20 protein-coding genes and 1 tRNA gene are annotated in these 24,392 nt (G+C 68.6%); 9 read left to right on the forward strand and 12 right to left on the reverse strand.

What is annotated here, in order from left to right:
* Positions 1–13: 13 nt before the first annotated feature.
* The 8 genes from KTN05_RS04465 to epmA all read right to left on the reverse strand — a co-directional run bounded on the left by KTN05_RS04465 (position 14) and on the right by epmA (position 8,830).
* On the reverse strand, positions 14–3,454 hold the full coding sequence (locus KTN05_RS04465) for a pyruvate carboxylase (protein WP_217328183.1): 3,441 nt from the start codon (positions 3,452–3,454) through the stop codon (positions 14–16).
* Between the two features lie 36 nt (positions 3,455–3,490).
* A complete protein-coding gene (locus KTN05_RS04470) occupies positions 3,491–4,390 on the reverse strand; it encodes a DMT family transporter (RefSeq protein WP_217328184.1) in 900 nt (299 codons plus the stop codon).
* A 68-nt stretch (positions 4,391–4,458) separates the two neighbouring features.
* Positions 4,459–5,448, reverse strand: coding sequence for a serine hydrolase (locus tag KTN05_RS04475; RefSeq protein ID WP_217328185.1), 990 nt, complete (start codon positions 5,446–5,448; stop codon positions 4,459–4,461).
* A 61-nt stretch (positions 5,449–5,509) separates the two neighbouring features.
* Positions 5,510–6,157, reverse strand: a complete 648-nt coding sequence (locus tag KTN05_RS04480; protein ID WP_371823272.1) for an RluA family pseudouridine synthase — start codon at positions 6,155–6,157, stop codon at positions 5,510–5,512.
* A gap of 4 nt (positions 6,158–6,161) precedes the next feature.
* The gene (locus KTN05_RS04485; protein ID WP_217328187.1) at positions 6,162–6,788 is read right to left on the reverse strand and encodes a LysE family translocator; all 627 of its coding nucleotides are present in this window, start codon (positions 6,786–6,788) and stop codon (positions 6,162–6,164) included.
* Complete coding sequence (locus KTN05_RS04490; protein ID WP_217328188.1) at positions 6,785–7,180, reverse strand: GFA family protein; 396 nt, start codon at positions 7,178–7,180, stop codon at positions 6,785–6,787. Before KTN05_RS04490 ends, KTN05_RS04485 begins: the two co-directional genes overlap by 4 nt.
* A 28-nt stretch (positions 7,181–7,208) precedes the next feature.
* Positions 7,209–7,661 carry a GAF domain-containing protein gene (locus KTN05_RS04495; RefSeq protein ID WP_217328189.1) on the reverse strand — a complete coding sequence of 151 codons (453 nt, stop codon included), beginning with the start codon at positions 7,659–7,661 and terminating at the stop codon, positions 7,209–7,211.
* A 113-nt stretch (positions 7,662–7,774) separates the two neighbouring features.
* Positions 7,775–8,830 (reverse strand): EF-P lysine aminoacylase EpmA, encoded by a 1,056-nt coding sequence (gene epmA / locus KTN05_RS04500; protein WP_217328190.1) that lies wholly within the window; start codon positions 8,828–8,830, stop codon positions 7,775–7,777.
* Positions 8,831–8,908: 78 nt separating this feature from the next.
* Between epmA and efp the strand changes: the two genes are divergently transcribed.
* A complete protein-coding gene (gene efp, locus KTN05_RS04505) occupies positions 8,909–9,475 on the forward strand; it encodes an elongation factor P (RefSeq protein ID WP_217328191.1) in 567 nt (188 codons plus the stop codon).
* Positions 9,476–9,632: 157 nt separating this feature from the next.
* Here the strand turns inward: efp and selD are convergent, their stop codons facing one another.
* Positions 9,633–10,676 (reverse strand): selenide, water dikinase SelD, encoded by a 1,044-nt coding sequence (selD, locus tag KTN05_RS04510; protein WP_217328192.1) that lies wholly within the window; start codon positions 10,674–10,676, stop codon positions 9,633–9,635.
* Between the two features lie 65 nt (positions 10,677–10,741).
* A complete protein-coding gene (locus tag KTN05_RS04515; protein ID WP_217328193.1) occupies positions 10,742–11,494 on the reverse strand; it encodes a DUF2243 domain-containing protein in 753 nt (250 codons plus the stop codon).
* A 160-nt stretch (positions 11,495–11,654) separates the two neighbouring features.
* On the opposite strand from KTN05_RS04515, the gene fdnG reads away from it, so the two are divergent.
* The 7 genes from fdnG (at position 11,655) to KTN05_RS04555 (ending at position 20,748) form a co-directional block, all read left to right on the forward strand.
* Complete coding sequence (gene fdnG / locus KTN05_RS04525) at positions 11,655–14,735, forward strand: formate dehydrogenase-N subunit alpha (protein WP_254367985.1); 3,081 nt, start codon at positions 11,655–11,657, stop codon at positions 14,733–14,735.
* Positions 14,736–14,767: 32 nt separating this feature from the next.
* Positions 14,768–15,724 carry a formate dehydrogenase subunit beta gene (gene fdxH / locus KTN05_RS04530; protein ID WP_371823273.1) on the forward strand — a complete coding sequence of 319 codons (957 nt, stop codon included), beginning with the start codon at positions 14,768–14,770 and terminating at the stop codon, positions 15,722–15,724.
* Positions 15,724–16,410: a formate dehydrogenase subunit gamma gene (locus tag KTN05_RS04535; protein ID WP_217328197.1), complete on the forward strand. Its 687-nt coding sequence runs from the start codon at positions 15,724–15,726 to the stop codon at positions 16,408–16,410. Before fdxH ends, KTN05_RS04535 begins: the two co-directional genes overlap by 1 nt.
* A 36-nt stretch (positions 16,411–16,446) precedes the next feature.
* Complete coding sequence (fdhE, locus tag KTN05_RS04540; RefSeq protein ID WP_217328198.1) at positions 16,447–17,364, forward strand: formate dehydrogenase accessory protein FdhE; 918 nt, start codon at positions 16,447–16,449, stop codon at positions 17,362–17,364.
* Positions 17,364–18,728 carry an L-seryl-tRNA(Sec) selenium transferase gene (gene selA / locus KTN05_RS04545; RefSeq protein ID WP_217328199.1) on the forward strand — a complete coding sequence of 455 codons (1,365 nt, stop codon included), beginning with the start codon at positions 17,364–17,366 and terminating at the stop codon, positions 18,726–18,728. Before fdhE ends, selA begins: the two co-directional genes overlap by 1 nt.
* Positions 18,725–20,641: a selenocysteine-specific translation elongation factor gene (gene selB, locus KTN05_RS04550; RefSeq protein WP_217328200.1), complete on the forward strand. Its 1,917-nt coding sequence runs from the start codon at positions 18,725–18,727 to the stop codon at positions 20,639–20,641. Before selA ends, selB begins: the two co-directional genes overlap by 4 nt.
* Positions 20,642–20,652: 11 nt before the next feature.
* A tRNA-Sec gene (locus KTN05_RS04555) sits at positions 20,653–20,748 on the forward strand.
* 49 nt (positions 20,749–20,797) lie between these two features.
* Here KTN05_RS04555 and KTN05_RS04560 read toward each other — a convergent pair.
* A complete protein-coding gene (locus tag KTN05_RS04560) occupies positions 20,798–21,763 on the reverse strand; it encodes a hypothetical protein (protein ID WP_217328340.1) in 966 nt (321 codons plus the stop codon).
* 147 nt (positions 21,764–21,910) lie between these two features.
* On the opposite strand from KTN05_RS04560, the gene KTN05_RS04565 reads away from it, so the two are divergent.
* On the forward strand, positions 21,911–22,930 hold the full coding sequence (locus KTN05_RS04565; RefSeq protein ID WP_217328201.1) for an LLM class flavin-dependent oxidoreductase: 1,020 nt from the start codon (positions 21,911–21,913) through the stop codon (positions 22,928–22,930).
* Positions 22,931–22,951: 21 nt separating this feature from the next.
* On the opposite strand, the gene gdhA is transcribed toward KTN05_RS04565, so the two are convergent.
* Positions 22,952–24,301: an NADP-specific glutamate dehydrogenase gene (gene gdhA / locus KTN05_RS04570; RefSeq protein WP_217328202.1), complete on the reverse strand. Its 1,350-nt coding sequence runs from the start codon at positions 24,299–24,301 to the stop codon at positions 22,952–22,954.
* Between the last annotated feature and the right edge of the window lie 91 nt (positions 24,302–24,392).

Below are 24,392 nucleotides of genomic sequence, written 5' to 3' on the forward strand. Positions count from 1 at the left end.
CCGATTCAGCCCCTCACCCGATTTCGACCATCAGGTCCTTGGCGTCGATCTGCGCCCCCGGCGTGACGTGAAGGGCCTTCACGGTGCCATCGCGGTCGGCGTGGATGCCGGTTTCCATCTTCATCGCCTCGATTGTCAGCAGCAAATCTCCCTGCCGCACCCCCTGCCCCGCCGTCACGGCGACCGAGGCGACGACGCCCGGCATCGGCGCGCCGACATGGTCGGGATTGCCCGCATCCGCCTTGGGCCGCGCGGCGGTGGCCGAGCGGGCCTTGCGGTTCGGCACCCGGATGATGCGGGGCTGGCCGTTCAGGTCGAAGAACACCTTGACCTCGCCCGCCTCGTCGGTGTCGCCGATGGCCTGAAGGCGGATTTCCAGCGTCTTGCCGGGACCGATCTCGGCGGTGATCTCGTCGCCCGGCTCCATCCCGTAGAAGAAGTTGCGGGTCGGCAGGGTGCGGACCGGGCCATAGGTGCGGTGCCGGCCCATGTAGTCGAGGAAGACCTTGGGATACATCAGATAGCCGTTCAGGTCCTCGTCATCGACGCGGCGGCCTTCCAGCTCGTCGGAAAGCTTCGCGCGGGCCGCCTCGATGTCCACCGGCTCCAGATGCGCGCCGGGCCGGTCCGTGATCGGCGGCTCGCCCTTCAGCACCTTGCGCTGCAACGCCTCGGGCCAGCCGCCGGGGGGCTGGCCGAGATTGCCGCGCATCATGTCCAAGACGGAATCGGGGAAGCTGACCTCGACCGCCGGGTCCGTCACCTGCGCGGGCGTCAGTCCCTGCGCCACCATCATCAGCGCCATGTCGCCCACGACCTTGGACGACGGCGTGACCTTGACGATATCCCCGAACATCCGGTTCACGTCGGCATAGGCCTGCGCCACCTCGTGCCAGCGATCCTCCAGCCCCATGCTGCGGGCCTGCGACTTGAGGTTGGTGAACTGGCCGCCCGGCATCTCGTGCAGATAGACCTCGGACGCGGGGGCCTGCATGCCGGATTCAAAGGCGGCGTAGTTTTCGCGCACCCGTTCCCAGTAATTGCTGATTTCGCGGATCGCGGCGATGGCGAGGCCGGTGTCCCGCTCGCTCCGCGCCAGCGCCTCGACCACGCTGCCCAGCGTCGGCTGCGAGGTATTGCCCGACAGCGCATCCATCGCGCAGTCCACGGCATCGACCCCCGCGCTCGCGGCGGCAAGGATCGTCGCCCCGCCCATCCCCGAGGTGTCGTGCGTGTGCAGATGGATCGGCAGGCCGACCTCGTCCTTCAGCGCCCGGACCAGCGCCCCCGCCGCCGCGGGCTTCAGCAGCCCGGCCATGTCCTTGAGGCCGAGCACATGCGCCCCCGCGTCCCGAAGCTCCTTCGCGGTGCGGATGTAGTATTTCAGGTCATACTTGGCCCTGTCCGGGTCCAGCATGTCGCCGGTATAGCAGACCGCGCCCTCGCAGATCTTGCCCGACTCGATCACCGCGTCCATGGCGACGCGCATGTTCTCGACCCAGTTCAGGCTGTCGAAGACCCGGAACACATCCACGCCGGATTTCGCCGCCTGGCCCACGAAGGACTGCACCACATTGTCGGGATAGTTGGTGTAGCCGACCCCGTTCGAGGCCCGCAGCAGCATCTGCGTCATGATGTTCGGCATCGCCGCGCGGATGTCGCGCAGCCGCTGCCACGGGCATTCCTGCAGGAAGCGGTAAGCCACGTCGAAGGTCGCCCCGCCCCAGCATTCGACGCTGAAAAGCTGCGGCAGGTTCGCGGCATAGGTCGGCGCGACCCGGATCATGTCGATCGACCGCATCCGCGTCGCCAGCAGCGACTGGTGCCCGTCCCGCATGGTGGTGTCGGTGACAAGCAGCCGCGTCTGCGCCGCCATCCAGTCGGCCACCGCCTGCGGGCCCTTCTCCTCCAGCATCTGCCGGGTGCCGGGGGCGGGATCGGCCTTCGGCGCGGGCGGGACCGGCGGGCGGGCCTGCGCGGGGGGCAGCGGGCGGCCGGCGGTCTCCGGGTGGCCGTTCACGCTGATGTCGGCGAGATAGGTCAGAATCCGCGTCGCCCGATCGCGGCGCTTGCCGAAGGTGAAGAGGTCCGGCGTCGTGTCGATGAACTTGGTCGTGTAGGTGTCGTTCAGGAAGGTCGGGTGCTTGAGCAAGTTGATGACGAAGTCGATATTCGTCGAAACGCCCCGCACCCGGAACTCGCGCAAGGCCCGGTCCATCCGCGCGATCGCCTTTTCCGGCGTCTGCGCGTGGGCCGTCACCTTCACCAGCAGCGAATCGTAATAGCGGGTGATGACCCCGCCCGCGTAAGCCGTGCCGCCGTCCAGCCGGATGCCGTTCCCGGTGGCCGAGCGATAGGCGGTAATGCGGCCGTAATCGGGGATGAAGTTGTTCAGCGGATCCTCGGTCGTGACCCGGCATTGCAGCGCGTGGCCCTGAAGGGGGACCTCCTCCTGCCGGGGGGTGCCGGTGGCCTTGGCCAGGGTCGCACCTTCGGCGATCAGGATCTGGCTCTGCACGATGTCGATGCCGGTGACCTCCTCGGTCACGGTATGCTCGACCTGAACACGGGGGTTCACCTCGATGAAGTAGAACCGGTCCGAGTCCATATCCATCAGGAACTCGACCGTGCCGGCGTTCTGATAGCCGACCGCCTGCCCGATCTTCAGCGCCAGCGCGCAGACCTCGGCCCGCTGCTCGGGCGTCAGATAGGGCGCCGGGGCGCGCTCGACGACCTTCTGGTTGCGCCGCTGCACGGTGCAGTCGCGCTCATAAAGGTGATAGAGCCCGCCGTGGTTGTCGCCCAGCAGCTGCACCTCGACATGGCGTGCGCGCAGGATCATCTTTTCCAGATAGCCCTCGCCATTGCCGAAGGCCGCCTCGGCCTCGCGCCTTCCCTCGCGGACCTTGGCGGCCAGCTCGTCTTCCGAGTTGATGGGCCGCATCCCGCGCCCGCCGCCGCCCCATGAGGCCTTCAGCATCAGCGGATAGCCGACCTCGGCGGCCTGGGCGCGGATCAGGTCGAAGTCCTCTCCCAGCACCTCGGTCGCGGGGATGACCGGCACGCCCGCCGCGATGGCCACGCGCCGGGCGCTGGCCTTGTCGCCCAAAGCGCGCATCGTCTCGGCGCGCGGGCCGATGAAGGTGATCCCGGCCTCGCGGCAGGCATCGACGAAATCGGGGTTCTCGGACAGGAGGCCATAGCCCGGATGGACCGCATCGGCGCCGGATTCCTTCGCCACCCGGATGATCTCGGGGATCGACAGATAGGCCGCGACGGGGCCGAGGCCCTGACCGATGCAATACGCCTCGTCGGCCTTGAAGCGGTGCAGGCCCAGCTTGTCCTCTTCCGCGTAGACGGCGACGGTGCGCTTGCCGAGTTCGTTCGCCGCCCGCAGCACGCGGATGGCGATCTCGCCACGGTTCGCGATCAGGATCTTCTTGAATTCAGCCATCTGGTGCCCGCCGCCCGGAATGAAGATGGCGGAACCTTAGGCAGGCTTCTGGCGGGATGGTAGGGGGCGTGTCGCGTCTCCGCCGCGCCGATGCGCGAGCGCGAGGCCGCCGATACCAGAGGCGAAGATCAGCGCCAACCCGGCGAAGGCGACCGGCGCGGGCCAGTCGCCGAAGACGAGAAACCCGATCACCGTGGCCGAGATGAGCTGGAAATAGATCAGCGGCGCGGACACGGTGGCGGGCGTCGTCCGGTTCACCACCACCAGCAGGTAGTTGCCGAAGGCCGACGCCGCCGAGCTTGCGACGACCAGCGCCCAGATGCCCGCGCCCGCCCCGGCCGGGACCGAGACGATCCCGAAGGGCAGCAACAGCACCCCGCCGATGACCAGCTGCGAGACCAGCAGAAAGGACGAGCGGTGGACCGGCGCCAGCCAGCGCGTCGCGGTCAGATAGGCGCCATACAGCGTCCCGGCCAGCAGCGCGAAGATCATGCCGCCGCCGACATCGGCGCCCGGCCGGACCACCAGCAGCACGCCGGCGAAGCCCAGCACCAGCATCGCGGTGCGGACCCATGTGATCCGCTCGCCCAGCAGCAGCGCCGACAGCAGATAGGCCACCATCGGGCCGACGAAGAACGCGCCGAAGACGTTGGCGATGGGCTCGGTCCGCAGCGCCGTCAGGATCGACGAGATGCCGCCGACGATCAGCGCCGCCCGCAGGATCAGCCGCCAGTCGAGCAGGCTGCGCCACTCTGCCCGCGAGGGGCGCAGCAGCGGCGCCAGCACCAGCGCCGCCAGCGCGAAGCGCGACCACGCCACGAACAGCGGCTGCACCCCGGCCTGCGTCAGCAGCTTGCCGGCGGTGTCGCCGCAGACGATCGCGGTCGTTGCGACCACCACGAAGGCAAGCGTTTTCAGCGGCGCGGGGCTGTGCATCGGGAATCCTTCCGGGAAATGCGGCCTGTTCAACCACAAACCCCGCGGAACGGCCAGAGCAGCGGGATTCACTCCCGCTTGAGCCCTGCCGCGATCTCCTGCACCAGCGTCCGAAGATCGCCGAAATGCCCTTCGGAGCGGGCAGGCTCGGTCGGGTCCGAGGTGATGGCGATGCTGGCGCCGAGGTCGGGGATGACCACCAGCATCTGCCCGCCATAGCCGCGCGCGTAAGCGGCCTGATGCCCGGCGAAGCGGGTCAGGAACCAGCCATAGCCATATTGATCGCCCGAGAAAGGCGAGCGCGCACGAGACTGCCACGAGGTTTGCAGCCATGCCGTGCTGACCACGCGCCGCCCGTCGATCTGCCCGCCGGCCAGCACCATGTCGCCGATCCGCGCCAGCGCCAGCGGGCTCAGCGCCATCTCGTTGCCGCCGAGATAGCGGCCCTGCGGGTCCTGCACCCAGGGCGGGATCCGGATGTCCAGCGGCTCTCCCAGCCATTCCCGCGCCAGCGCCAGCAGGCTTTCGCCGCTGGCGCGGGACAGCGCCGCGCCAAGGACGTGCCAGCCGCCGGTGGAATAGATGAAGCGCCCGCCGGGCTGGCCCTCGGGCTCGGACAGCGCGGCTTCGACCCAGTCGCGGCTGGCGACCCAGGCACCGTAATTCGCCCCCGAGGTGCTGGCGAGGCCGGTCTGCATCGACAGCAGATGCCCGACGGTGAGGCCGTTGCGAGCATCCCCTGTCGGCGAGCGCCCCAACAGCGGCAGCACAAGCTGGTCCGTCCCGGTGAGGATGCCCTTGTCGATGGCGATGCCGGTCAGCAGCGCGAGGATGGTCTTGGACACCGACTTGACGTTCACCGGCCGGTCCAGCGGCGGGCCGCGGAACGCCCGGCCGAAAAGCTGGCTGCCGCCCCGGTTCACGACCAGCGCGTGAAGCTGCTCCAGCCCGGCTGCGGTTTCGGCCCAGTCCGGCATGGGCTGGGCGGCCGCGCCCACGGGCAGCAGCGCGGCGGCTGCGCCCTGCAACATCGCGCGACGGGAAAGAATGACCGGCATGAGCGCCTCGCCTGCTGAAAGCCGGACTACAGCACCCGAAGCCCGGCGCTGGCAACGCCGCTCAGAACGGCGCGGGGGCGGAAAACGTCATCGTGACGTTGCTGTCGGGATGCCGCAGCCGCAGCGTTTCCGCGTGCAGCATCAGCCGGGGATGATCGGCTGCCGGACCCTCCGCATAAAGCGTATCGCCGAGGATCGGATGGCCCAGCGCCGCCATGTGCACCCGCAGCTGATGGCTGCGCCCGGTCAGCGGGAACAGCCGCACCCGCGTTTCCTGATCGCTCGCCCGGACCACGCGCCAGTCGGTCTGCGCCGGGCGGCCCTGATCGTGGTCCACCTTCTGCCGGGGCCGGTTGGGCCAGTCCACGATCAGCGGCAGGTCCACGGTTCCCGTTTTCGGCTCCAGCCGCCCCGCCAGCCGGGCGATGTAGGATTTCTTGGTCTGCCGCCGCTCGAACTGCTGGCCCAGATGCCGCTGCGCGTGGGGCGTCAGCGCGAAGACCATCACGCCCGAGGTGTCCAGATCCAGCCGGTGCACCAGCAGCACGGTCGGGAACGCCGCGCGCAGGCGCGAGATCAGGCAGTCGGCGCGGTCCTCGCCCCGGCCCGGCACGGATAGCAGCCCCTCGGGCTTGTCCACGATCAGGATCTGCTCGTCGTCGTGGATGATGCGCGGCTGCGCCTCGGTCGGGCGATAGACGAAGCTCACGGTTTCAGCGCGCAACCAGCCGCACGGCCAGCGCCCCGAACATGACCGCAGCGAGCTTGTTGAGGATGCCCAGATGCCGCCCCAGCATATGCCCGAGCTGCCCGGCGACCACGCCATAGCCGATCGTCACCAGCGTCCCGGTGAACGCAAAGATCAGTCCCAGCCCGAGGAACTGCTGCCAGAGCGGCCCATAGGCGAGCTTGGTGAACTGCGGCAGGAAGGCCAGCAGGAACAGCACCGGCTTGGGGTTGAGTAGGTTCGACAGCATCCCGCGCCGGACGATGTTCCACGGCCGCACGCTCGCCCGCGCCTCGGGGGTCGGCGGCGGCGCGGTCCAGCTTTTCCACGCCAGCCACAGCAGATAGGCCGCACCGGCCCATTTGACGAAGCGCAGCGCCTCGGGATGCGGGGCGATCACCGCGCCAAGGCCCACCGTCGCCAGCAGGACGTGGAACACCACGCCCAGGCCCACCCCGACGCCCGCGAGCGCCCCGGCCCGAGGGCCGCCCTGCACCCCGCAGGCGCTGGCGAAGAACACGTCCTGCCCCGGCGCGACATTCAGCACCAGCCCGGCCGTCACGAAGGCGAGAAGCTGGGCGGCGGGGATATTGGCGAGCGTTTCCCAGATCATGTGGCGGAACTCTGTGGATATTGCGGAAGACCATCGGCGATGTCGTAGTAGTCGCCCTTGTCGGCAACGTAGATATGGCTTTCCAGCCGCAGCCCGGTCGGGTTGGCGATGGCGCCGGCGGCGATCTCGATCTTGTCCCCGTCGTCGCCTTTCCAGAACAGGGACGAGCCGCAGACACCGCAGAACCCCCGTTGCGCGGAGTCCGAGGAACGGAACCAGCGCAGGTTCTCCTCTCCCTCGACGGCGATCCGGTCCTGCGGAACCGACACCGAAGCCCACGCATGGCCCGACCAGCGCCGGCACTGACCGCAATGGCAGGCGGTCGGCTGGCGCAAGGTTTCCCCGATGGTGGCGAGGATCGCGCCGCAGAGGCATTGGGCGGTCAGGGTCATGGCGAACCTCGCTCGTGATGGCGCCGGGTCAGCAGGCGGCGAAGACCTCGGCCAGAATCGCCTCCAGCGCCGCGGCGTCGCCCGCAGTGAAAGCGTCGGGCCGATTGCTGTCGATGTCCAGCACCCCGATCAGCCTGCGCTCCGCGCCGAAGACGGGGATCACCAGTTCGGACCTCGTCGAGCTGGCGCAGGCGATATGCCCCGGAAATGCGTCCACATGGGGGACAAGCTGCGTCCGCCCGGTGCGCGCCGCCGCCCCGCAGACCCCGCGCGAGAACGGGATCACCAGACAGCCGTGCCCGCCCTGATAGGGGCCGATCTTCAGCAGCGCGGGCGCGGTGACGCGGTAGAAGCCGGTCCAGTCGAAGCGCTCGTCGGCGTGATGGATCTCGCAGGCGAGCGTCGCCATCAGCGCGACCTCGTCGGTCTCGCCGTGGGTGAGCGAGCGGATGCGGGCGGCGAGTTCGGGATAATCGATCATGCGCCGGTTCTAGCGCGGCGGGCGGCGGTCGAAAAGCCGTCAGCCGTTGTCCCGGAAATGGGCCGGGGCGTCTGCTGGTGAGGATGCTCGGAACGGGGCGGTGGACGGGCCGTTCAGGGCACCGGCGTCCACATCACGTCGTCGATCCGGGGCGCGCCGGTCGCCAGCATCACCAGCCGGTCGAAACCCAGCGCGATCCCGCTGGCGGGCGGCATATGGGCCAGCGCGGCAAGGAAATCCTCGTCCACCGGATAGCGCTCGCCATGGACGCGCTGCTTCTCGTCCATCTCGGCCGTGAAGCGGCGGCGCTGCTCGGCGGGGTTGGTGAGCTCGCCGAAGCCGTTCGCCAGTTCCACCCCGCAGGCGTAAAGCTCGAACCGCTCGGCCACGCGCGGATCGTCTGCCGCCCGACGGGCAAGCGCCGCCTCGGGCGCGGGGTAGCGGTCCAGCACCGTGGCGCGGCCATGGCCGAGATGCGGCTCGACCCGCTCGACGAGCACCCGGCTCATCAGGTCGGACCAGGTGTCATCCGGGGCATGGCGGATGCCGGACGCGGCGAGTTGAGCCGCAAGCCCGTCCCGGTCAGTGCCGCCGTCCGTTCCGACCGTCGCCAGCAAGTCAATGCCGGCGTGGCGCATGAAGGCATCCGCCACCGACAGCCGCTCGGGTTCGGCAAAGGGATCGCAGGTGGCCGCCCGGAAGCGTAGCGCCGCCGCCCCCGCTTCTTCCGCCGCCCCCGCTTCTTCCGCCGCCAGCCGCAGGAACGCCATGCAATCGCCGATCAGCACGTCATAGGGCTCGCCCGTCCGATACCATTCCAGCATGGTGAACTCGGGGCTGTGCAGCGGCCCGCGCTCGCGGTTGCGCCAGACATGGGCGAAGGCGGCGATGCGGGTTTCCCCGGCCGCCAGCAGCTTCTTCATCGCAAATTCCGGCGAGGTGTGCAGATACATACGCCGCGCCAGCCCGTCATTGCCGATGGCCTCGGTGGAAAAACCGTGCAGATGCGCCTCGTTCCCCGGACTGATCGCCAGCGCGGCGGGATCGACCAGCGTGAAGCCCTGATCGTCCAGCCAGCCCTCGATCCGCCGCCGGATACGGCCCCGCGCCAGCAGCAGCGGGCGGCGGTCGGCATGACGGGCGGCGTCCCACCAGGGGGTTTCAGTCATCTCTGGCGATTTCCGTCAAGCTGCGCTAGGAAAGGCGCCGATTATGCCACGTATCCCCAGATCGCAAGAAAGTCGCCCGTGAAAGTCATCGCCTCCAGCCTCCGCAAGGGCAACGTGGTCGAGATCGACGACAGACTGTATGTCGTGCTGACCGCCCAGAACTTCCACCCCGGCAAGGGCACGCCCGTGACCCAGGTGGACATGCGCCGCATCTCCGACGGCACCAAGGTCAGCGAACGCTGGCGCACGACCGAGCAGGTCGAACGCGCGCATGTGGACGAACGCAGCTACGACTTCCTCTACGAGGACGGCGAGGGCTACCACTTCATGGAGCCGGAAAGCTACGATCAGGTCGTCGCCTCGGCCGACATGATCGGCGATCAGAAGGCCTATCTTCAGGAAGGCATGCGGGTCTTCCTGCAGATCTACAACGGCGTTCCGATCGCGATGGAACTGCCGCAGAAGATCACCGTCGAGATCACCGAGACCGAACCCGTGGTGAAGGGGCAGACGGCCTCCTCGTCCTACAAGCCGGCGACGGTGGATAACGGCCTGCGCGTGATGGTGCCGCCGCATATCGGCGTGGGCACGCGCATCGTCATCAACACCGAAGACAACAGCTACGTCGAGCGCGCGAAGGACTGACGCGCCCTCACCGGCCCGGTCTCGCCCGGCGGGACTGCCGCATGGGTATTTACACCAGAAAGAAGACAGCCGCGAAGTCGCCCCGGAGGTGCGGTCTGCACACCGGGGCTTCTTTCTGGCCCAAATACCCACTGGACGGCGACGCGGGCGCGGCGGTTCAGACGATGGTGACGCCGCTGCCTTCCTCCACCCGGCCAACGATACTCGCCAGCGGATAACCCCCGTCGCGGATGCGCTGCACCCAGGCGTCGGCTTCCTCGGGGGCTACCGACACCAGCAGCCCGCCCGAGGTCTGCGGATCGCAGAGCAGCGCCCGCTGCCAGTCGGGGCAGCCCTCGGGCAGTGTCACCTCGTGGCCGTAGGCGGCCCAGTTGCGCATCGAGGCGCCGGTGACGAATCCCGCCTGCGCGAGCTCGTCCGCGCGGCTCAGGCGCGGCAGGGCGCGCGCCTCGATCATCAGCTTCGCGTTCGAGGCCCGCGCGACCTCCAGCCCGTGACCGAGGATGCCGAACCCGGTCACGTCGGTGATCGCGTGGACCGCCGGATCGTCCGCCAGTTCCACGCCGATGCGGTTGAGGAGCGTGGTCGAGGCGATCATCTCGGCGATTCCAGCCTCGTCCAGCGCCCCCTTCTTGATGGCCGAGGAATAGTGGCCGACGCCGAGGCCCTTGGTCAGGATCAGCGAATCCCCGACCCGCGCATCGGCATTGCGCCGCATCTTGCCCGGATGGACCAGCCCGATCACCGCGAGGCCGTAGATCGGCTCGACCGAGTCGATGGAATGGCCGCCGGCCACGGGGATGCCGGCTTCGGCGCAGATCGACTGGCCGCCCTGCAGCACCTGGCGGATCGTTTCGGCCGGAAGCCGGTCGATCGGCATGCCGAGGATCGCCAGCGCCATGATCGGCCGGCCGCCCATCGCGTAGATGTCGGAGATCGCGTTCGCCGCGGCGATGCGGCCGAAGGCGTGGGGGTCGTCCACCATCGGCACGAAGAAATCCGTGGTGGCGATCACCGCCGTCTCGTCGTCGATCTGCCAGACGGCGGCATCGTCGGCGGTCTCGTTGCCGACCAGAAGCTGCGGGAACATCTGGCCGGCCGGCTGGCCGTGCAGCAACTCGCGCAGGACCGCCGGGGCCAGCTTGCAGCCGCAGCCGCCGCCGTGGGAAAGCTGCGAAAGGCGCAGCTCGGGTGCGTTCATCGGGTCATTCCTCGTGCTTTCCGAACTAGGGAGGGCCGATCCACCCGGATTGTCAACCGGGCGGCTCAGGCCCTGCTCCAGTCGATGCAGCCCGCCGGCACGCCCGAGCCGCTGACGAGAAGCGCGCCGCGGGCATAGAACCCCCAGCGGTCCGCGGGGGCGACATCCACCACGATCACGCCCCCTGCCGTGTCCGACCAGACCAGCCGGGCGTCCTGCGCTACCAGCGCCGCCATGACCTGTTGCGACGAGGCGCCGGGGCGGAAGACGACCGTGGTGAAGGGCCGATCCGGCGGGGCGCGGAGCGTCCACGCGGCCATGCCGCCGGTGAGGATCGTCAGCACCGCCAGCGCCGCAGGGGCCGGAAGCCGTGGCGCGCCGCCGCCCCGGATCATCAGCCATCCGGCCAGCGCGGGCATGATCCCCGCGCCGATGAAGAACAGCAGATCCCAGGCGAGCGGGTTCGGACTGTCCAGCCGGATGCGGTGGATGCCCAGCAGCCAGTGCGACAGAATGCCGTCGGTCATGTGCCACAGCCCGAATCCGACCAGCAGCGCGCCGGAAAGCTGCCGCCCCGGCAGGGCGGCGCCGCGCCGCTGCGCGCGCCACAAGCCGCACAGCCCCGCCGCGGCGATCACATACATCAGCGCATGGAACCAGCCGTCCCACAGCACCTGCAAGCGCAGGTCGCCGATTCCCGGAACGAGGCTCAGCAAGTGGTGCCATTGCAGGATCTGATGCAACAGGATGCCGTCGAAGAACCCGCCAAGGGCGAAGCCCAGCACGATCCCCGGTCTCGTCCACCGCGACGTCCACATGGCTGACACTCCGCGCGCCCCGGAACCCAACACCCGAACCCGCCCGGCGTTCCCGGCCACCCCCGCGACCCGGTCCACAATTCCCAACGATCATTGACTTGCGGCACGATCCGCCTGAAGGTGGATGGACCTATCTATTCGACAGGCAAAGGAGGATCGGATGAACATCGACCTCACACGCCGCGGCTTTCTGAGGCTGGCGGGTGCGGGTGTCGCGGCAACTTCGCTCGGAGCGCTTGGCTTCGGCGAGGCAGAGGCGGCGGAACTTGCGCATGTGCGCGACTTCAAGCTGACCGCCACGACCGAGGCACGCAACACCTGTCCTTACTGTTCTGTCGCCTGCGGGGTCATCCTGTATTCGCGCGTCGATGAGCAGACGGGCAAGAAGCGCATCTTCCACATCGAAGGCGACGCCGACCATCCGACCAACCGCGGCACGCTGTGCCCGAAAGGCTCGGCGCTCAAGGATTTCGTCAACGCCCCCACGCGCCTGACCGAGCCGCGCGTCCGCCGCCCCGGCGCCGCCGAGTTCGAGCCGATCAGCTGGGACGAGGCGCTGGACAAGATCGCCCGCGCGGTCAAGGACGACCGCGACGCGAACTTCATGTCGCTGAACGAGACGGGCGTCCCGGTGAACCGCTGGACGACGATGGGCTTTCTTGCCGCATCGGCCACCACCAACGAAACGGCCTGGCTGACCTACAAGGTCGTCCGGTCGATGGGAATTGTAGGATTCGACAACCAGGCGCGCGTCTGACACGGCCCCACGGTGTCCAGTTTGGGCCCGACATTTGGCCGTGGAGCGATGACCAACTCCTGGACCGACATCAAGAACACCGACCTCGTGATCGTCATGGGCGGCAACGCCGCCGAAGCGCATCCGTGCGGCTTCAAATGGGTGACCGAGGCCAAGCACCATCGCGGCGCCAAGCTGATCGTCGTGGACCCCCGGTTCACGCGCACGGCATCGGTGTCCGACTACTACGCCCCGATCCGTCCGGGCACCGACATCGTCTTCCTCATGGCGCTGATCCGCTACATGATCGAGAACGACAAGGTGCAGTGGGACTATGTCCGCAACTACACGAACGCCTCGCTCATCGTGAAGGACGAGTTCGGGTGGAGCGACGGGCTGTTCACCGGATATGACGAAGAAAAGCGGGACTACGACAAGACCAGCTGGGATTACGTCATCGGCGACGACGGGTTCGCGCAGGTCGATCCGACGCTCGAAAACCCGCGCTGCGTCTGGAACCTGCTGAAAGCCCATGTGGACGCCTATACGCCGGAAATGGTGGAACGCGTCTGCGGCACGCCCGCCGACCGGTTCCTGCACATCGCCGAGATGATCGGGGAATGTTCTTCGCCCACGAAGACCATGACCTCGATGTATGCGCTCGGCTGGACGCAGCACTCCAAGGGTGCCCAGAACATCCGCGGCATGGCGATGCTGCAGCTGATCCTGGGCAATATCGGGGTGCGCGGGGGCGGGATGAACGCGCTGCGCGGGCATTCCAACATCCAGGGCCTGACCGATATCGGGCTGATGTCGAACCTGATCCCCGGATACCTGAACATCCCGACGGAGCAGGAGCCCGACTGGACCTCCTACATGAAAAGCCGGGCGTTCAAGCCGCTGCGGCCGGGGCAGACCAGCTATTGGCAGAACTATCCCAAGTTCATGGTCAGCTTCATGAAGTCCATGTGGGGCGATGCCGCCACGGCCGAGAACGACTGGGCATTCCACTATCTGCCCAAGCTCGACGTGCCGTCCTACGACATGCTGCGCATGTACGAGCTGATGGATCAGGGGAAGGTCAACCTCTATTTCTGTCAGGGCTTCAACCCGCTGCTCGCGTCGCCTGACCGCAACAAGACGACGCAGGCCTTCAGCAAGCTGAAGATGCTGGTGACGATCGACCCGCTGGAAACCGAAACCTCGCGTTTCTGGGAAAACCATGGCGACTACAACGCGGTGGACACCGCGTCGATCCAGACCGAGGTGATCCAGCTTCCCTCGTCCTGCTTTGCCGAGGACGAAGGCGCGCTGGTGAACTCGGGCCGGTGGCTGCAATGGCACTGGCCGGGGGCCGAGCCTCCGGGCGAGGCGAAGCTCGACACCTGGATCATGGCGCAGATCTTCCTGCGGGTGCGCGATCTGTATCTGACGGAAGGCGGGGTGTTCCCCGATCCGATCGTCAACCTGACCTGGGACTATGCCGACCCGAACGAGCCCACGCCCGAGGAACTCGCGAAGGAAATGAACGGCAGGGCCCTGGCCGACCTGACCGACCCGAACGATCCTTCGCGGACGCTCGTGTCGGCGGGGCAGCAGGTGCTGAACTTCTCGCAGCTGCGGGACGACGGATCGACCGCCTGCGCGTGCTGGATCTATTCCGGCTCGTGGAACGAGGACGGCAACAACATGGCGCGCCGGGACAACAACGATCGCGACAATACCGGCGCCTTCGGCAACTGGGCGTGGAGCTGGCCGCTCAACCGGCGCATCCTCTACAACCGGGCCTCGGCCGATCTTCAGGGCAACCCGTGGGACGAGACGCGCCCGCTGCTCTGGTGGAACGGCGAGCGCTGGGAAGGCTACGACGTGCCCGACATCTCGCCGACCGCACGGCCGGAAGAGGTGATGCCGTTCATCATGAACCCCGAAGGATCCTCGCGGCTGTTCACGCGGGGGATGATGCGCGACGGGCCGTTCCCGACCCACATGGAGCCGTTCGAAAGCCCGGTCGCCAACGTGTTCAACCCGAACATGCGGGGCAACCCGGTGGCGCGGTTCTTCGACAGCGACGTGGCCCGGCTGGGCGACAGCGCCGAGTTCCCGTTCGTCGCCACCAGCTACCGGCTGACCGAGCATTTCCACTACTGGACCAAACACAACGTGGTGAACGCCGCGATGCAGCCGGAGTTCTTCGTGGAAATCAGCGAGCAGCTGGCCGCCGAGAAGGGCATTGAACGGGGCGGACGCGTCCGCGTCTGGTCGAAGCGCGGCGAGGTCTGGGCCAAGGCGCTGGTCACCAAGCGGATCAAGCCGATGATCTGCGACGGCAAGACCGTCCACGTGATCGGCATCCCGCTGCACTGGGGCTTTGTCGGCGCCGCCAAGAAGGGCTGGGGGCCGAACACCCTCACGCCGTTCGTCGGTGACGCCAACGTGGAAACGCCGGAGTTCAAGGCCTTCCTCGTCAATATCGAACCCGCAGTTGGGGAGGCCGTGTCGTGACTCTCGGAGCGAATGAAAGCCCTCGCACCGCCGTGGCCAACCCGCCGGTGCAGCCGGTCCAGGGCAACCTGGGCCAGCATAACGTCGTCAGGTCATCGGCCGGCGGGCCGGTGGCCGAGAACCCGGTCGCCCTGCCCGCCGTCGCCAAGCTGATCGACGTCAGCAAATGCATCGGCTGCAAGGCGTGCCAGACGGCCTGCGTCGAATGGAACGACACGCATCCCGATATCGGGGTCAACGTGGGGATCTATGAAAACCCCCTCGACCTGACTCCCGACATGTTCACGCTGATGCGGTTCGCCGAATACGACAACCCGGAGACGGGCGACTTCGAATGGCTGATCCGCAAGGATGGCTGCATGCATTGCGCCGATCCGGGCTGCCTCACGGCCTGCCCGGCCCCCGGCGCAATCGTGCAGTATTCCAACGGCATCGTGGATTTCATCCACGAGAACTGCATCGGCTGCGGCTACTGCATCTCGGGCTGTCCGTTCGACATCCCGCGGCTCAGCCAGGTGGACCACACCGTCTATAAATGCACGCTGTGTTCCGACCGGGTTGCGGTGGGTCAGGGTCCGGCCTGCGCGAAAGCCTGCCCCACGCAGGCGATCGTGTTCGGCACCAAGGACGACATGAAGACCTATGCCGAAGAGCGGATCGAGGATCTGAAGTCGCGCGGCTACGAGAATGCGGGGCTTTACGACCCGCAGGGGGTGAACGGCACGCATGTGATGTATGTGCTGCATCACGCCGACAAGCCGGGCATCTACAACGATCTGCCGGAAGATCCGAAGATCGCCGGGGTGGTCCAGAACTGGAAAGGTCCGACCAAGACCGTCGGCCTTGCCGCGATCGGGCTTGCCGCGGTCGGCAGCGTCGTCATGGGCCTGTTCAGCCGCAGCGAAGTGGCCCCCGAGGATGAGCAGCGGGCCGAGGACATGGTCGACCGTGCGGCTGATCCGGCGGCATCGGGAAGGGAGCAGGCCTGATGGCGGGACGATACTATTCGGAGCCGGGCGACAAGATCGTCGCCCGGGACCCCGTCACGGTCCGCCGCTATGCCGGATGGACACGCCTGAACCACTGGTTCACCGCGGCCACGCTGATCCTGCTGGCGCTGTCGGGTTTTGCCCTGTTCACCCCGTCGCTGTTTTGGCTGACCGGCCTGTTCGGCGGCGGTCAGGCGACGCGCTGGGTCCACCCGTTCATCGGGATCGGGCTGTTCTTCAGCTTCATGCTGCTGTTCGTCCAGCTTGTCCGGCTGAACATTCTGCGGCGCGAGGATCTCGTCTGGCTCAGGAACCTCGACGACCTCGTCAAGGGGCAGGAGCACAACCTGCCGGAACTCGGGAAATACAACTTCGGCCAGAAGACGGTGTTCTGGGCGATGTTCTTCCTGATCGTGATCCTGATCGTCTCGGGCGTGATGATGTGGTACCAGTTCTTCCCCGATCTCGTGTCGGTGGAAACCCGCCGCATCGCGATCTGGGTGCACTCGATCTCGGCCGTGCTCATCATGCTGACGCTGATCCTGCACATCTTCGCGGCGCTCTGGACCCGCGGCACCCTGTCGGCGATGACCCGCGGCACGGTCAGCGGCGGCTGGGCTTGGCGGCACCACCGCAAGTGGCTGCGCGAGCTGGCTGGACGCCAGGGAAGCGATACTGCAAAGTAACCCCTCGTGGCCGTTCCGGCCCGGCCAGAGGGGAAGATGACGCAGGACCAGCAGCCCAGACCCGACATGATCGGCGGCGTTCCGACGCCGCCGCTTGCCATTCTGCCGAAACCCGACCGGCTGTTCACGGACCGCACCACCCGCTTCGACGTGCTGGCCGACGGCTCGAACCTCGGCCCCTATCTGCGCTTTCTGGCGGAGCTTTCGCGCATTCAGGCCCGACTGGTCGCGGATCTGCCCACGCCCGAACCGCTGCCGCAGGCCCGCATCCAGCTTGCCCGCTCCTCCCGCATGCCGCCCATCGACCGGCACGAGCTGATCGACGATCCCGCCCTTGGCGCGACCCTCGACGCGCTCTGCCGCGAAGCCGCCGGGATCGAGATGCCCGCCCCTGCCCGCCTCGCGCTGGAGGCCGTGACCGCCGCCAAGGGCGAGGACCGGCGTTGGCTGCTCGGCAACGCGCTGGACGACACAATCCCCGAAGACAGCGCCGCGCCGCATCTGTTCGTGGCCGCCGCCGTTCAGGTCCATCTGGCGCGTCTCGCCGCCACACTGAACGCCGATCATCTGGTGGCGATCCGCACCGGCGTCTGCCCTGCCTGCGGCGGGCGTCCGTCCTCTTCGGTCGTGACGGGTATTCAGGGGGCCGAGGGCACCCGCTATGCCGCCTGCTCCTGCTGCCAGACGCTGTGGAACGAGGTGCGCGTGAAGTGCCTCTGCTGCGGCTCGACCAAGGGCATCGGCTTCCAGTCCGTCGATGACGGCAGCGGCAGCGCCACGGTGCAGGCCGAGACCTGCGACGAATGCGAGTCCTGGGTCAAGCAGGTGCTGCAAACCAAAAACCCCGCGCTGGACCCGATTGCGGATGACGTCGCGAGCCTTGGGCTCGACGCGCTGATGAAGAGCGGCAAGTGGCGGCGCGGCGGGCTCAATCCGTTTCTCATCGGCTACTGATGCGCGCGCTGCGGGATCTGCCCTCGGTGGATCGCCTGCTGGCCGGGCCCGGTGCGGCGCTGGCCGAGCGCTTCGGCCGGGTTACGGCGACCGATGCCCTGCGCCAGGCGCTGGCGGCGGCGCGAACGGCGGCGAAGGATGGCGGCGAGGTGCCCGATGCCGACACGCTGGTCGCCGCCGCTGCGCGCCAGTTGGAGGCGGGGAGTGAAAGCGCCTTGCGCCCGGTCCTGAACCTCACCGGCACCGTCCTGCACACCAATCTCGGCCGCGCCCTGCTGGCCGAAGCGGCCATCGAGGCGGCGGCCGAGGCGATGCGCCACCCCGCCGCGCTGGAATACGACCTGACGACCGGCGCGCGCGGCGAGCGTGACGACCATGTGCGGGCACTGATCTGCGAACTGACCGGGGCCGAAGCCGCCACGGTCGTCAACAACAACGCCGCCGCCGTGCTGCTGGTGCTGAACGCGCTGGCCGAGGGGCGCGAAGCCGTCGTCTCGCGCGGCGAACTGGTCGAGATCGGCGGCGCCTTCCGCATCCCCGACATCATGGCCCGCGCCGGAGTCCGGCTGGTCGAGGTCGGGACCACCAACCGCACCCATCCGCGCGACTACCGGGGCGCCGTCACCGACCGCACCGGACTGATGATGAAGGTGCATCCGTCGAACTACCGGATCGAGGGCTTCACCGCTGCGGTCTCCGCGCCCGAGCTTGCGGCGATTGCCACTGACGCGGGTGTGCCGCTGATGAACGACCTCGGCTCGGGCACGCTGGTGGACATGACCCGCTGGGGCCTTCCGGCAGAGCCGACCGTCCGGCAGGCCGTGGCCGAGGGGGCGGACATCGTCACCTTCTCGGGCGACAAGCTGCTGGGCGGGCCGCAGGCGGGCTTCATCGTCGGCCGCGCCGATCTGATCGCCCGGATCAACCGCAACCCGTTGAAACGCGCGCTGCGGCTGGACAAGATCCGCCTTGCCGCCATCGAGGCGACGCTGCGGCTTTACCGCGACCCCGACCGGCTCACCGAGCGGCTGCCGACCCTGCGCATGCTGACCCGCAGCCGCGACGACATCGCCGCGCAGGCGGCGCGGCTGCTCGCGCCGGTCGCGGCCATGCTGCCGGATTACACCGTGCAGGTGATCGACTGCGCGAGTCAGATCGGCTCCGGCGCGTTGCCGGTCGAGACGCTGCCTTCGGCGGGGCTGGCGATCTCGGGACAGGGGGGCGACGCGCCCGAACGGCTGGCGGCGCGGCTGCGCGCCCTGCCCGTTCCGGTGATCGGACGCATCCGTGACGGCGCGCTGATCCTCGACCTGCGCTGCCTGCCGAATGACGGGGCGCTGCTGGGCAGCCTGTCGCATCCATGATCGTCGGGACCGCCGGTCATATCGACCACGGCAAGACCGCGCTGGTCCGCGCCCTGACCGGCGTCGATGCGGACCGGCTGGCCGAGGAGAAGACGCGCGGGATCACCATCGAGCTGGGCTTCGCCTATGCCGATCTCGGCAGTGGTAGCGTCACCGGTTTCGTGGACGTGCCGGGGCACGAGCGGTTCGTTCATACCATGCTTGCGGGCGCCGGCGGGATCGACCTCGCGCTGCTCGTCGTGGCCGCCGATGACGGGATCATGCCGCAGACGCGCGAGCATCTGGCGATTCTGAACCTGCTCGGCATCCACCGGGGCATCGTTGCACTGACCAAAGCCGACCTTGCCGGGCCCAACCGCCGGGCCGAGGTGACGGCGCAGATCGCCGCCCTGCTCGCCCCGACGGCCCTTGCCGGGGCGGAGGTGATCCCGGTTTCGGCGCTGACCGGCGAAGGCATTGCGGCGCTGCGCGCGGCGCTGTCGTCCGAGGAAGCCGCGACCGCGGCCCGCAGCGCGGCGGGGCAGTTCCGCATGGCGATCGACCGCAGCTTCACGCTGAAGGGCGCGGGAACGGTCATGACCGGAACCGTTCAGACCGGGCAGGTCGCGGTGGGCGACCAGGTGACGGTCTCGCCCTCGGGCCTTTCGGGGCGGGTGCGGGCGATCCACGCGCAGAACCGGCCTGCGCAGGTCGGCCTTGCCGGGCAACGCTGCGCGGTGAACCTTTCGGGCGAGCAGATCAGCCGCGAGAGCATCCATCGCGGCGACGTGCTGGGCGATCCGACGCTCCACGCCCCGACCGACCGGATCGACGCGCAGCTTCACGCCCTGCCGTCCGAGCCGAAGCCGCTGACGACGTGGTTCCCGGCCCGGCTGCATGTCGGCGCGGTCGAGGTGGGCGCGCGGATCGTTCCGCTGGCCGATGCGCTGCATCCCGGCGCGGCGGGGCCGGTGCAGCTGGTGCTGGAACGCCCCATCGCGGCGGTCGTGGGGGAACGTTTCATCCTGCGCGACGTCTCGGCCCGGCGCACCATCGGCGGCGGCGATTTTCGCGACCTCCGCGCCCCGGCCCGCCGCCGTAGGACGCCTGAGCGGCTGGCCGTCATTGCCGCGCAGGGCCACGGCGAGCCGTCCGAGGCGCTGGCCGCGCTGCTGGAGCTGCCGCCGTGGTTCGTCGATCTGGACAGCTTCGCGCGCGACCGGGCGCTGCCCGCGGAGGCCGCAACGCGGCTTGCCGCCGGGGTCGCGACGCTGAGCACCGGCAGCGCGACGCTGGCGCTGGCCCAAGCAACGCTGCGCGGGCTGGATGCGGGGCTGGATGCCACGCTCCAGGATTTCCACGAGCAGAACCCCGCGATGCAGGGGCTGGGGCGCGAGCGGCTGCGGCTGGCCCTGACGCCGCGCCTGCCGAAGCCCGGCTTCGACGCCTTCCTGGCCGCGCGGGCCCGCACGGGCGCGGTCGTGGCCGAGGGCGGCTTCCTGCGCCTGCCGGGGCACGAGGCGAAGCTGTCGCCCGAGGATGAGGCGCTGCTGGCCCGGATCCTGCCCCGTCTTGCCGGCAAGGACCGCTTCCGCCCGCCGCGCGTGCGGGATTTCGCGAGCGAGATGGGCGAGGACGAGGGCGATGTGCGCCGCGTCCTGCGGATGGCGGCGCGGCAGGGGCGGATCGACCAGATCCGGCCCGATCACTTCTTCCTGCGGTCCACGACAGCCGAGATGGTGGGGATCATCGCCGATGTTCAGGCCGCCGCGCCGGATGGCTGGGTGACGGCGGCCGCATTCCGCGACCGGGTTCAGAACGGGCGCAAGGTCGCGATCGAGATTCTCGACTTCTTCGACCGGCAGGGCGTAACATTGCGGCGGGGCGATCTGCGGCGTATCAATCCACATCGGGCGGACATGTTCGCCGGCTGACCCCGGACCGGGGAGGAGAATCGTCCCTGGTGGGGCGGCCGGACTTCAAATCCGGTTGGGGCAGCGCGCCTGTCCCGGGTGGGTTCGACTCCCATTCTCCTCCGCCACCCCTCTTGCCAGCGACGGGAAAGGGGCGGTCCTGCCGCCCCCTCGCACTTAGCCGAGCAGGTCCAGGCCGCGCGCGGTCGGCGGCTGCCAGGTCTTCGAGGCGGGCAGCGCACCCGCGGGGTTCGTGCCGATGAACGAGCCGCCCAGTCCACCGGACCAGCCGGACGAGCCTTCGTTGCCGGGCGCGGTCCCATCGGGAACCGGCGGCTTCGGCGCGGTCGCGGGAGTGGCGACGCTGTCGCTGTCGCCCGGCTCGACCACCTCCACCTGACCCGCCGGGGGTTCGAGCGATTGCGCCGAGGCGGGATCGCCCTCGGGCACGCGGGCCGCATAGACCGGCGTGATCGCAGGCTGCTCCGCGATGGCGGTCACCTCTTCCGGCGCCAGCGGCACCCCGGCCTGGGACTTGGCCTGCAAGGTCTGGGCAAAGGCACGCGCCGCCTCTTGCTGAGCCGCGGCAAGCGCCGCGGGATCGGGCTGCGCCGGCTCAGTGGCCGGCGCATCGGCCGTGGCGGCGGCTGCCGGTGCGGTCGTCGGAGCCGCAGTTCCGGCGGCGGGGGCGGTGCCGGGCTGCGCCTCCGTTCCCTGGGTCGGCTCGGTCGCGGCTTGCGCCTCGCCTTCCGGTGCCGTCTCCGCCGGGCTGGCGGTCTGTGCCGCGCCTTCCTGCGGGCCGACGTCGGCAGCGGCGGCTTCGGGATCGGTTTCGGTGGGCGTGGCGAGCGCCTCCTGCGTGGTCGCGGGGGTCGTCGTCTGGGCCGGCTCCATCAGGGCGGGATCGGGCTGGGCCGGGGCGGGCGTCCCGGTATCCCCGGCGGTCGAGGATACCCCCTGCTCGGTGACGGTCACCGGACCGGGAGGCGTCTGCGGCGGCACGATCCCGGTCACCGGATCGGCCGGCGGCGGCGCGGGATCGTTTGCGGTGGGAATCTGGACCGGCGCGGTCGCGGTCTGCGCGAAGGCCGGGCTGGCGAGCAGGACGAAGCCCGCAAGAATATGGGGAAGGATCTTGGGCATCGAGTTGGCTTCCTTATGCTGGCCCGACGGCGCTGTCCGCCAAGACTACCGCGTCGCTTTCGCTACGTCACGCATTTGTCTGAGGAAACTCTTGTGGGCGCGGGCCGTTCCCTCCTTCATCGGCCCGAACGCTGAAAGGAACCTCGCATGAAGAAGATCGGCTTCCTGTCGTTCGGCCACTGGACGCCCTCGCCGCAGTCGATGACCCGCAGCGCGGGCGACAACCTGCTGCAATCCATCGAACTGGCCGAAGCCGCCGAGGACATCGGCATCGACGGCGCTTATTTCCGCGTCCACCACTTCGCCCGCCAGCATGCCTCGCCGTTTCCGCTGCTGGCCGCCATCGGGGCCCGCACACGACGGATCGAGATCGGCACCGGCGTCATCGACATGCGCTACGAGAACCCCTTCTACATGGCCGAGGATGCCGGGGCGGCGGACCTGATCTCGCAGGGGCGGCTGCAACTGGGGCTCAGCCGCGGCTCGCCCGAGCAGGTCGAGGATGGCTGGCGCTATTTCGGCCATACCCCGGAACCGGGCGAGAGCGATGCCGACATGGCCCGCCGCCGCACCGCACAGTTCCTTGAACTTCTGGACGGTGCAGGCTTCGCCAGACCGTCGCCCAACCCGATGTTCCCGAACCCGCCCGGCCTTCTGCGGCTGGAGCCGTTCTCGGACGGGCTGCGGCGGCGGATCTGGTGGGGGGCGGCGTCGGACGCAACCGCCATCCGGGCGGCGGAGCTGGGGATGCATCTGCAAAGCTCGACGCTGAAGACCGACGAGTCGGGCGAGCCGCTGCATGTGCAGCAGGCCCGGCAGATCCGCGCCTTTCGCGAGGCGTGGAAAGCGGCCGGCCACTCATGGGCTCCGCGCGCGTCGGTCAGCCGCAGTATCTTCCCGATCGTGAACGACACCGATCGGCGGTTTTTCGGCAGGCAGACCGACGAGCACGACCAGATCGGCGTCATCGACAACACCCGCTCGGTCTTCGGCCGCAGCTATGCCGCCGAGCCGGACGTACTGATCGAGCAACTGGCACAAGACGAGGCCATCCGCGAGGCCGACACGCTGCTGCTGACCATCCCGAACCAGCTGGGCGTGGAGTATAACGCCCATATCCTGGAATCGATCATCCAGCATGTCGCGCCGGGGCTGGGCTGGCGTTGACCGCCTGCCCAGCCGAAGGGCTCAGATCACCCCGAGCGAGCGCATCGCATCGGCCACGCGCACGAAACCCGCGATGTTGGCGCCCAGAACGTAGTCGCCCGGCGCGCCGTATTCCTCGGCGGTTTCTGCGCAGGTGTCGTGGATGTTGCGCATGATCGCGGCGAGCCGCTCCTCGGTCTGCTCGAAGGTCCAGCTGTCGCGGCTGGCGTTCTGCTGCATCTCCAGCGCCGAGGTGGCGACGCCGCCCGCGTTGGCGGCCTTGCCCGGCGCGAACAGGATGCCCGCCTCCTGGAAGATGCGGATCGCCTCGGGGGTGGTGGGCATGTTCGCGCCCTCGCCCACGGCGACCACACCGTTCTTGACCAGCGTCCGTGCGTCGCGGCCGGTCAGCTCGTTCTGCGTCGCGGACGGCATGGCGACGTCGCAGGGCAGATCCCAGATCGACCCGCCGCAGACGTAATGCGCCCCGGTGCCCTTGGCGCGGGCATATTCCGAGATCCGCTCGCGCCGGACTTCCTTGATCTCCTTGACCAGATCGAGGTCGATGCCGTTCTCGTCGAAGACGTAGCCGTTGGAATCCGAGCAGCCGACGATGATTCCGCCGAGTTCCTGCACTTTTTCCATCGTATAGACCGCCACGTTGCCCGAGCCGGACACGACCACCCGCTTGCCGTCATAGGATTGCCCGCGCGTGGCCAGCATCGCCTCGATGAAATAGGTGTTGCCGTAGCCGGTCGCTTCCTTGCGCGCGCGCGAGCCGCCGTAGCTGAGGCCCTTGCCGGTCAGCACCCCGGCTTCGTAGCGGTTGGTCAGGCGCTTGTAATGGCCGAACATGTAGCCGATCTCGCGCCCGCCCACGCCGATGTCACCGGCGGGAACGTCGGTGTATTCGCCGATATGGCGCCACAGCTCGGTCATGAACGACTGGCAGAAGCGCATGATCTCGCGGTCCGAACGGCCCTTGGGATCGAAGTCCGAGCCGCCCTTGGCGCCGCCGATGGGCATTCCGGTCAGGGCGTTCTTGAAGGTCTGCTCGAAGCCGAGGAACTTGATGATCCCGACATTGACCGACGGGTGAAAGCGGATGCCGCCCTTGTAGGGGCCGAGGGCGCTGTTGAACTGGACCCGGAAGGCCCGGTTGATCTGGACCTTGTTGTCGTCGTCGATCCACGGCACGCGGAAGATGATCTGCCGCTCGGGCTCGCAGATGCGCTCGATCAGCGCCTCGTCTGCATATTCGGGCCGCTTGGCGACCACGCGACCGAGGCTTTCCAGCACCTCGCGGACGGCCTGGTGGAATTCCGGCTCGCCGGCGTTGCGGCGGGTCACGTCAGCCAGGATGGTTTCGAGTCGTTCGTCGAGATGCGGCATTCTGGCCCTTTCTTCGCATTATCCGGTGACGCGATAGCGCAGCGACCCCGCTTGCTCAATCGGCAAACTGCGCCCAAGGCAGGTGGAGAGG

The sequence above is a fragment of the Paracoccus sp. Z118 genome, from assembly GCF_019061185.1.
Lineage (GTDB): Bacteria > Pseudomonadota > Alphaproteobacteria > Rhodobacterales > Rhodobacteraceae > Paracoccus.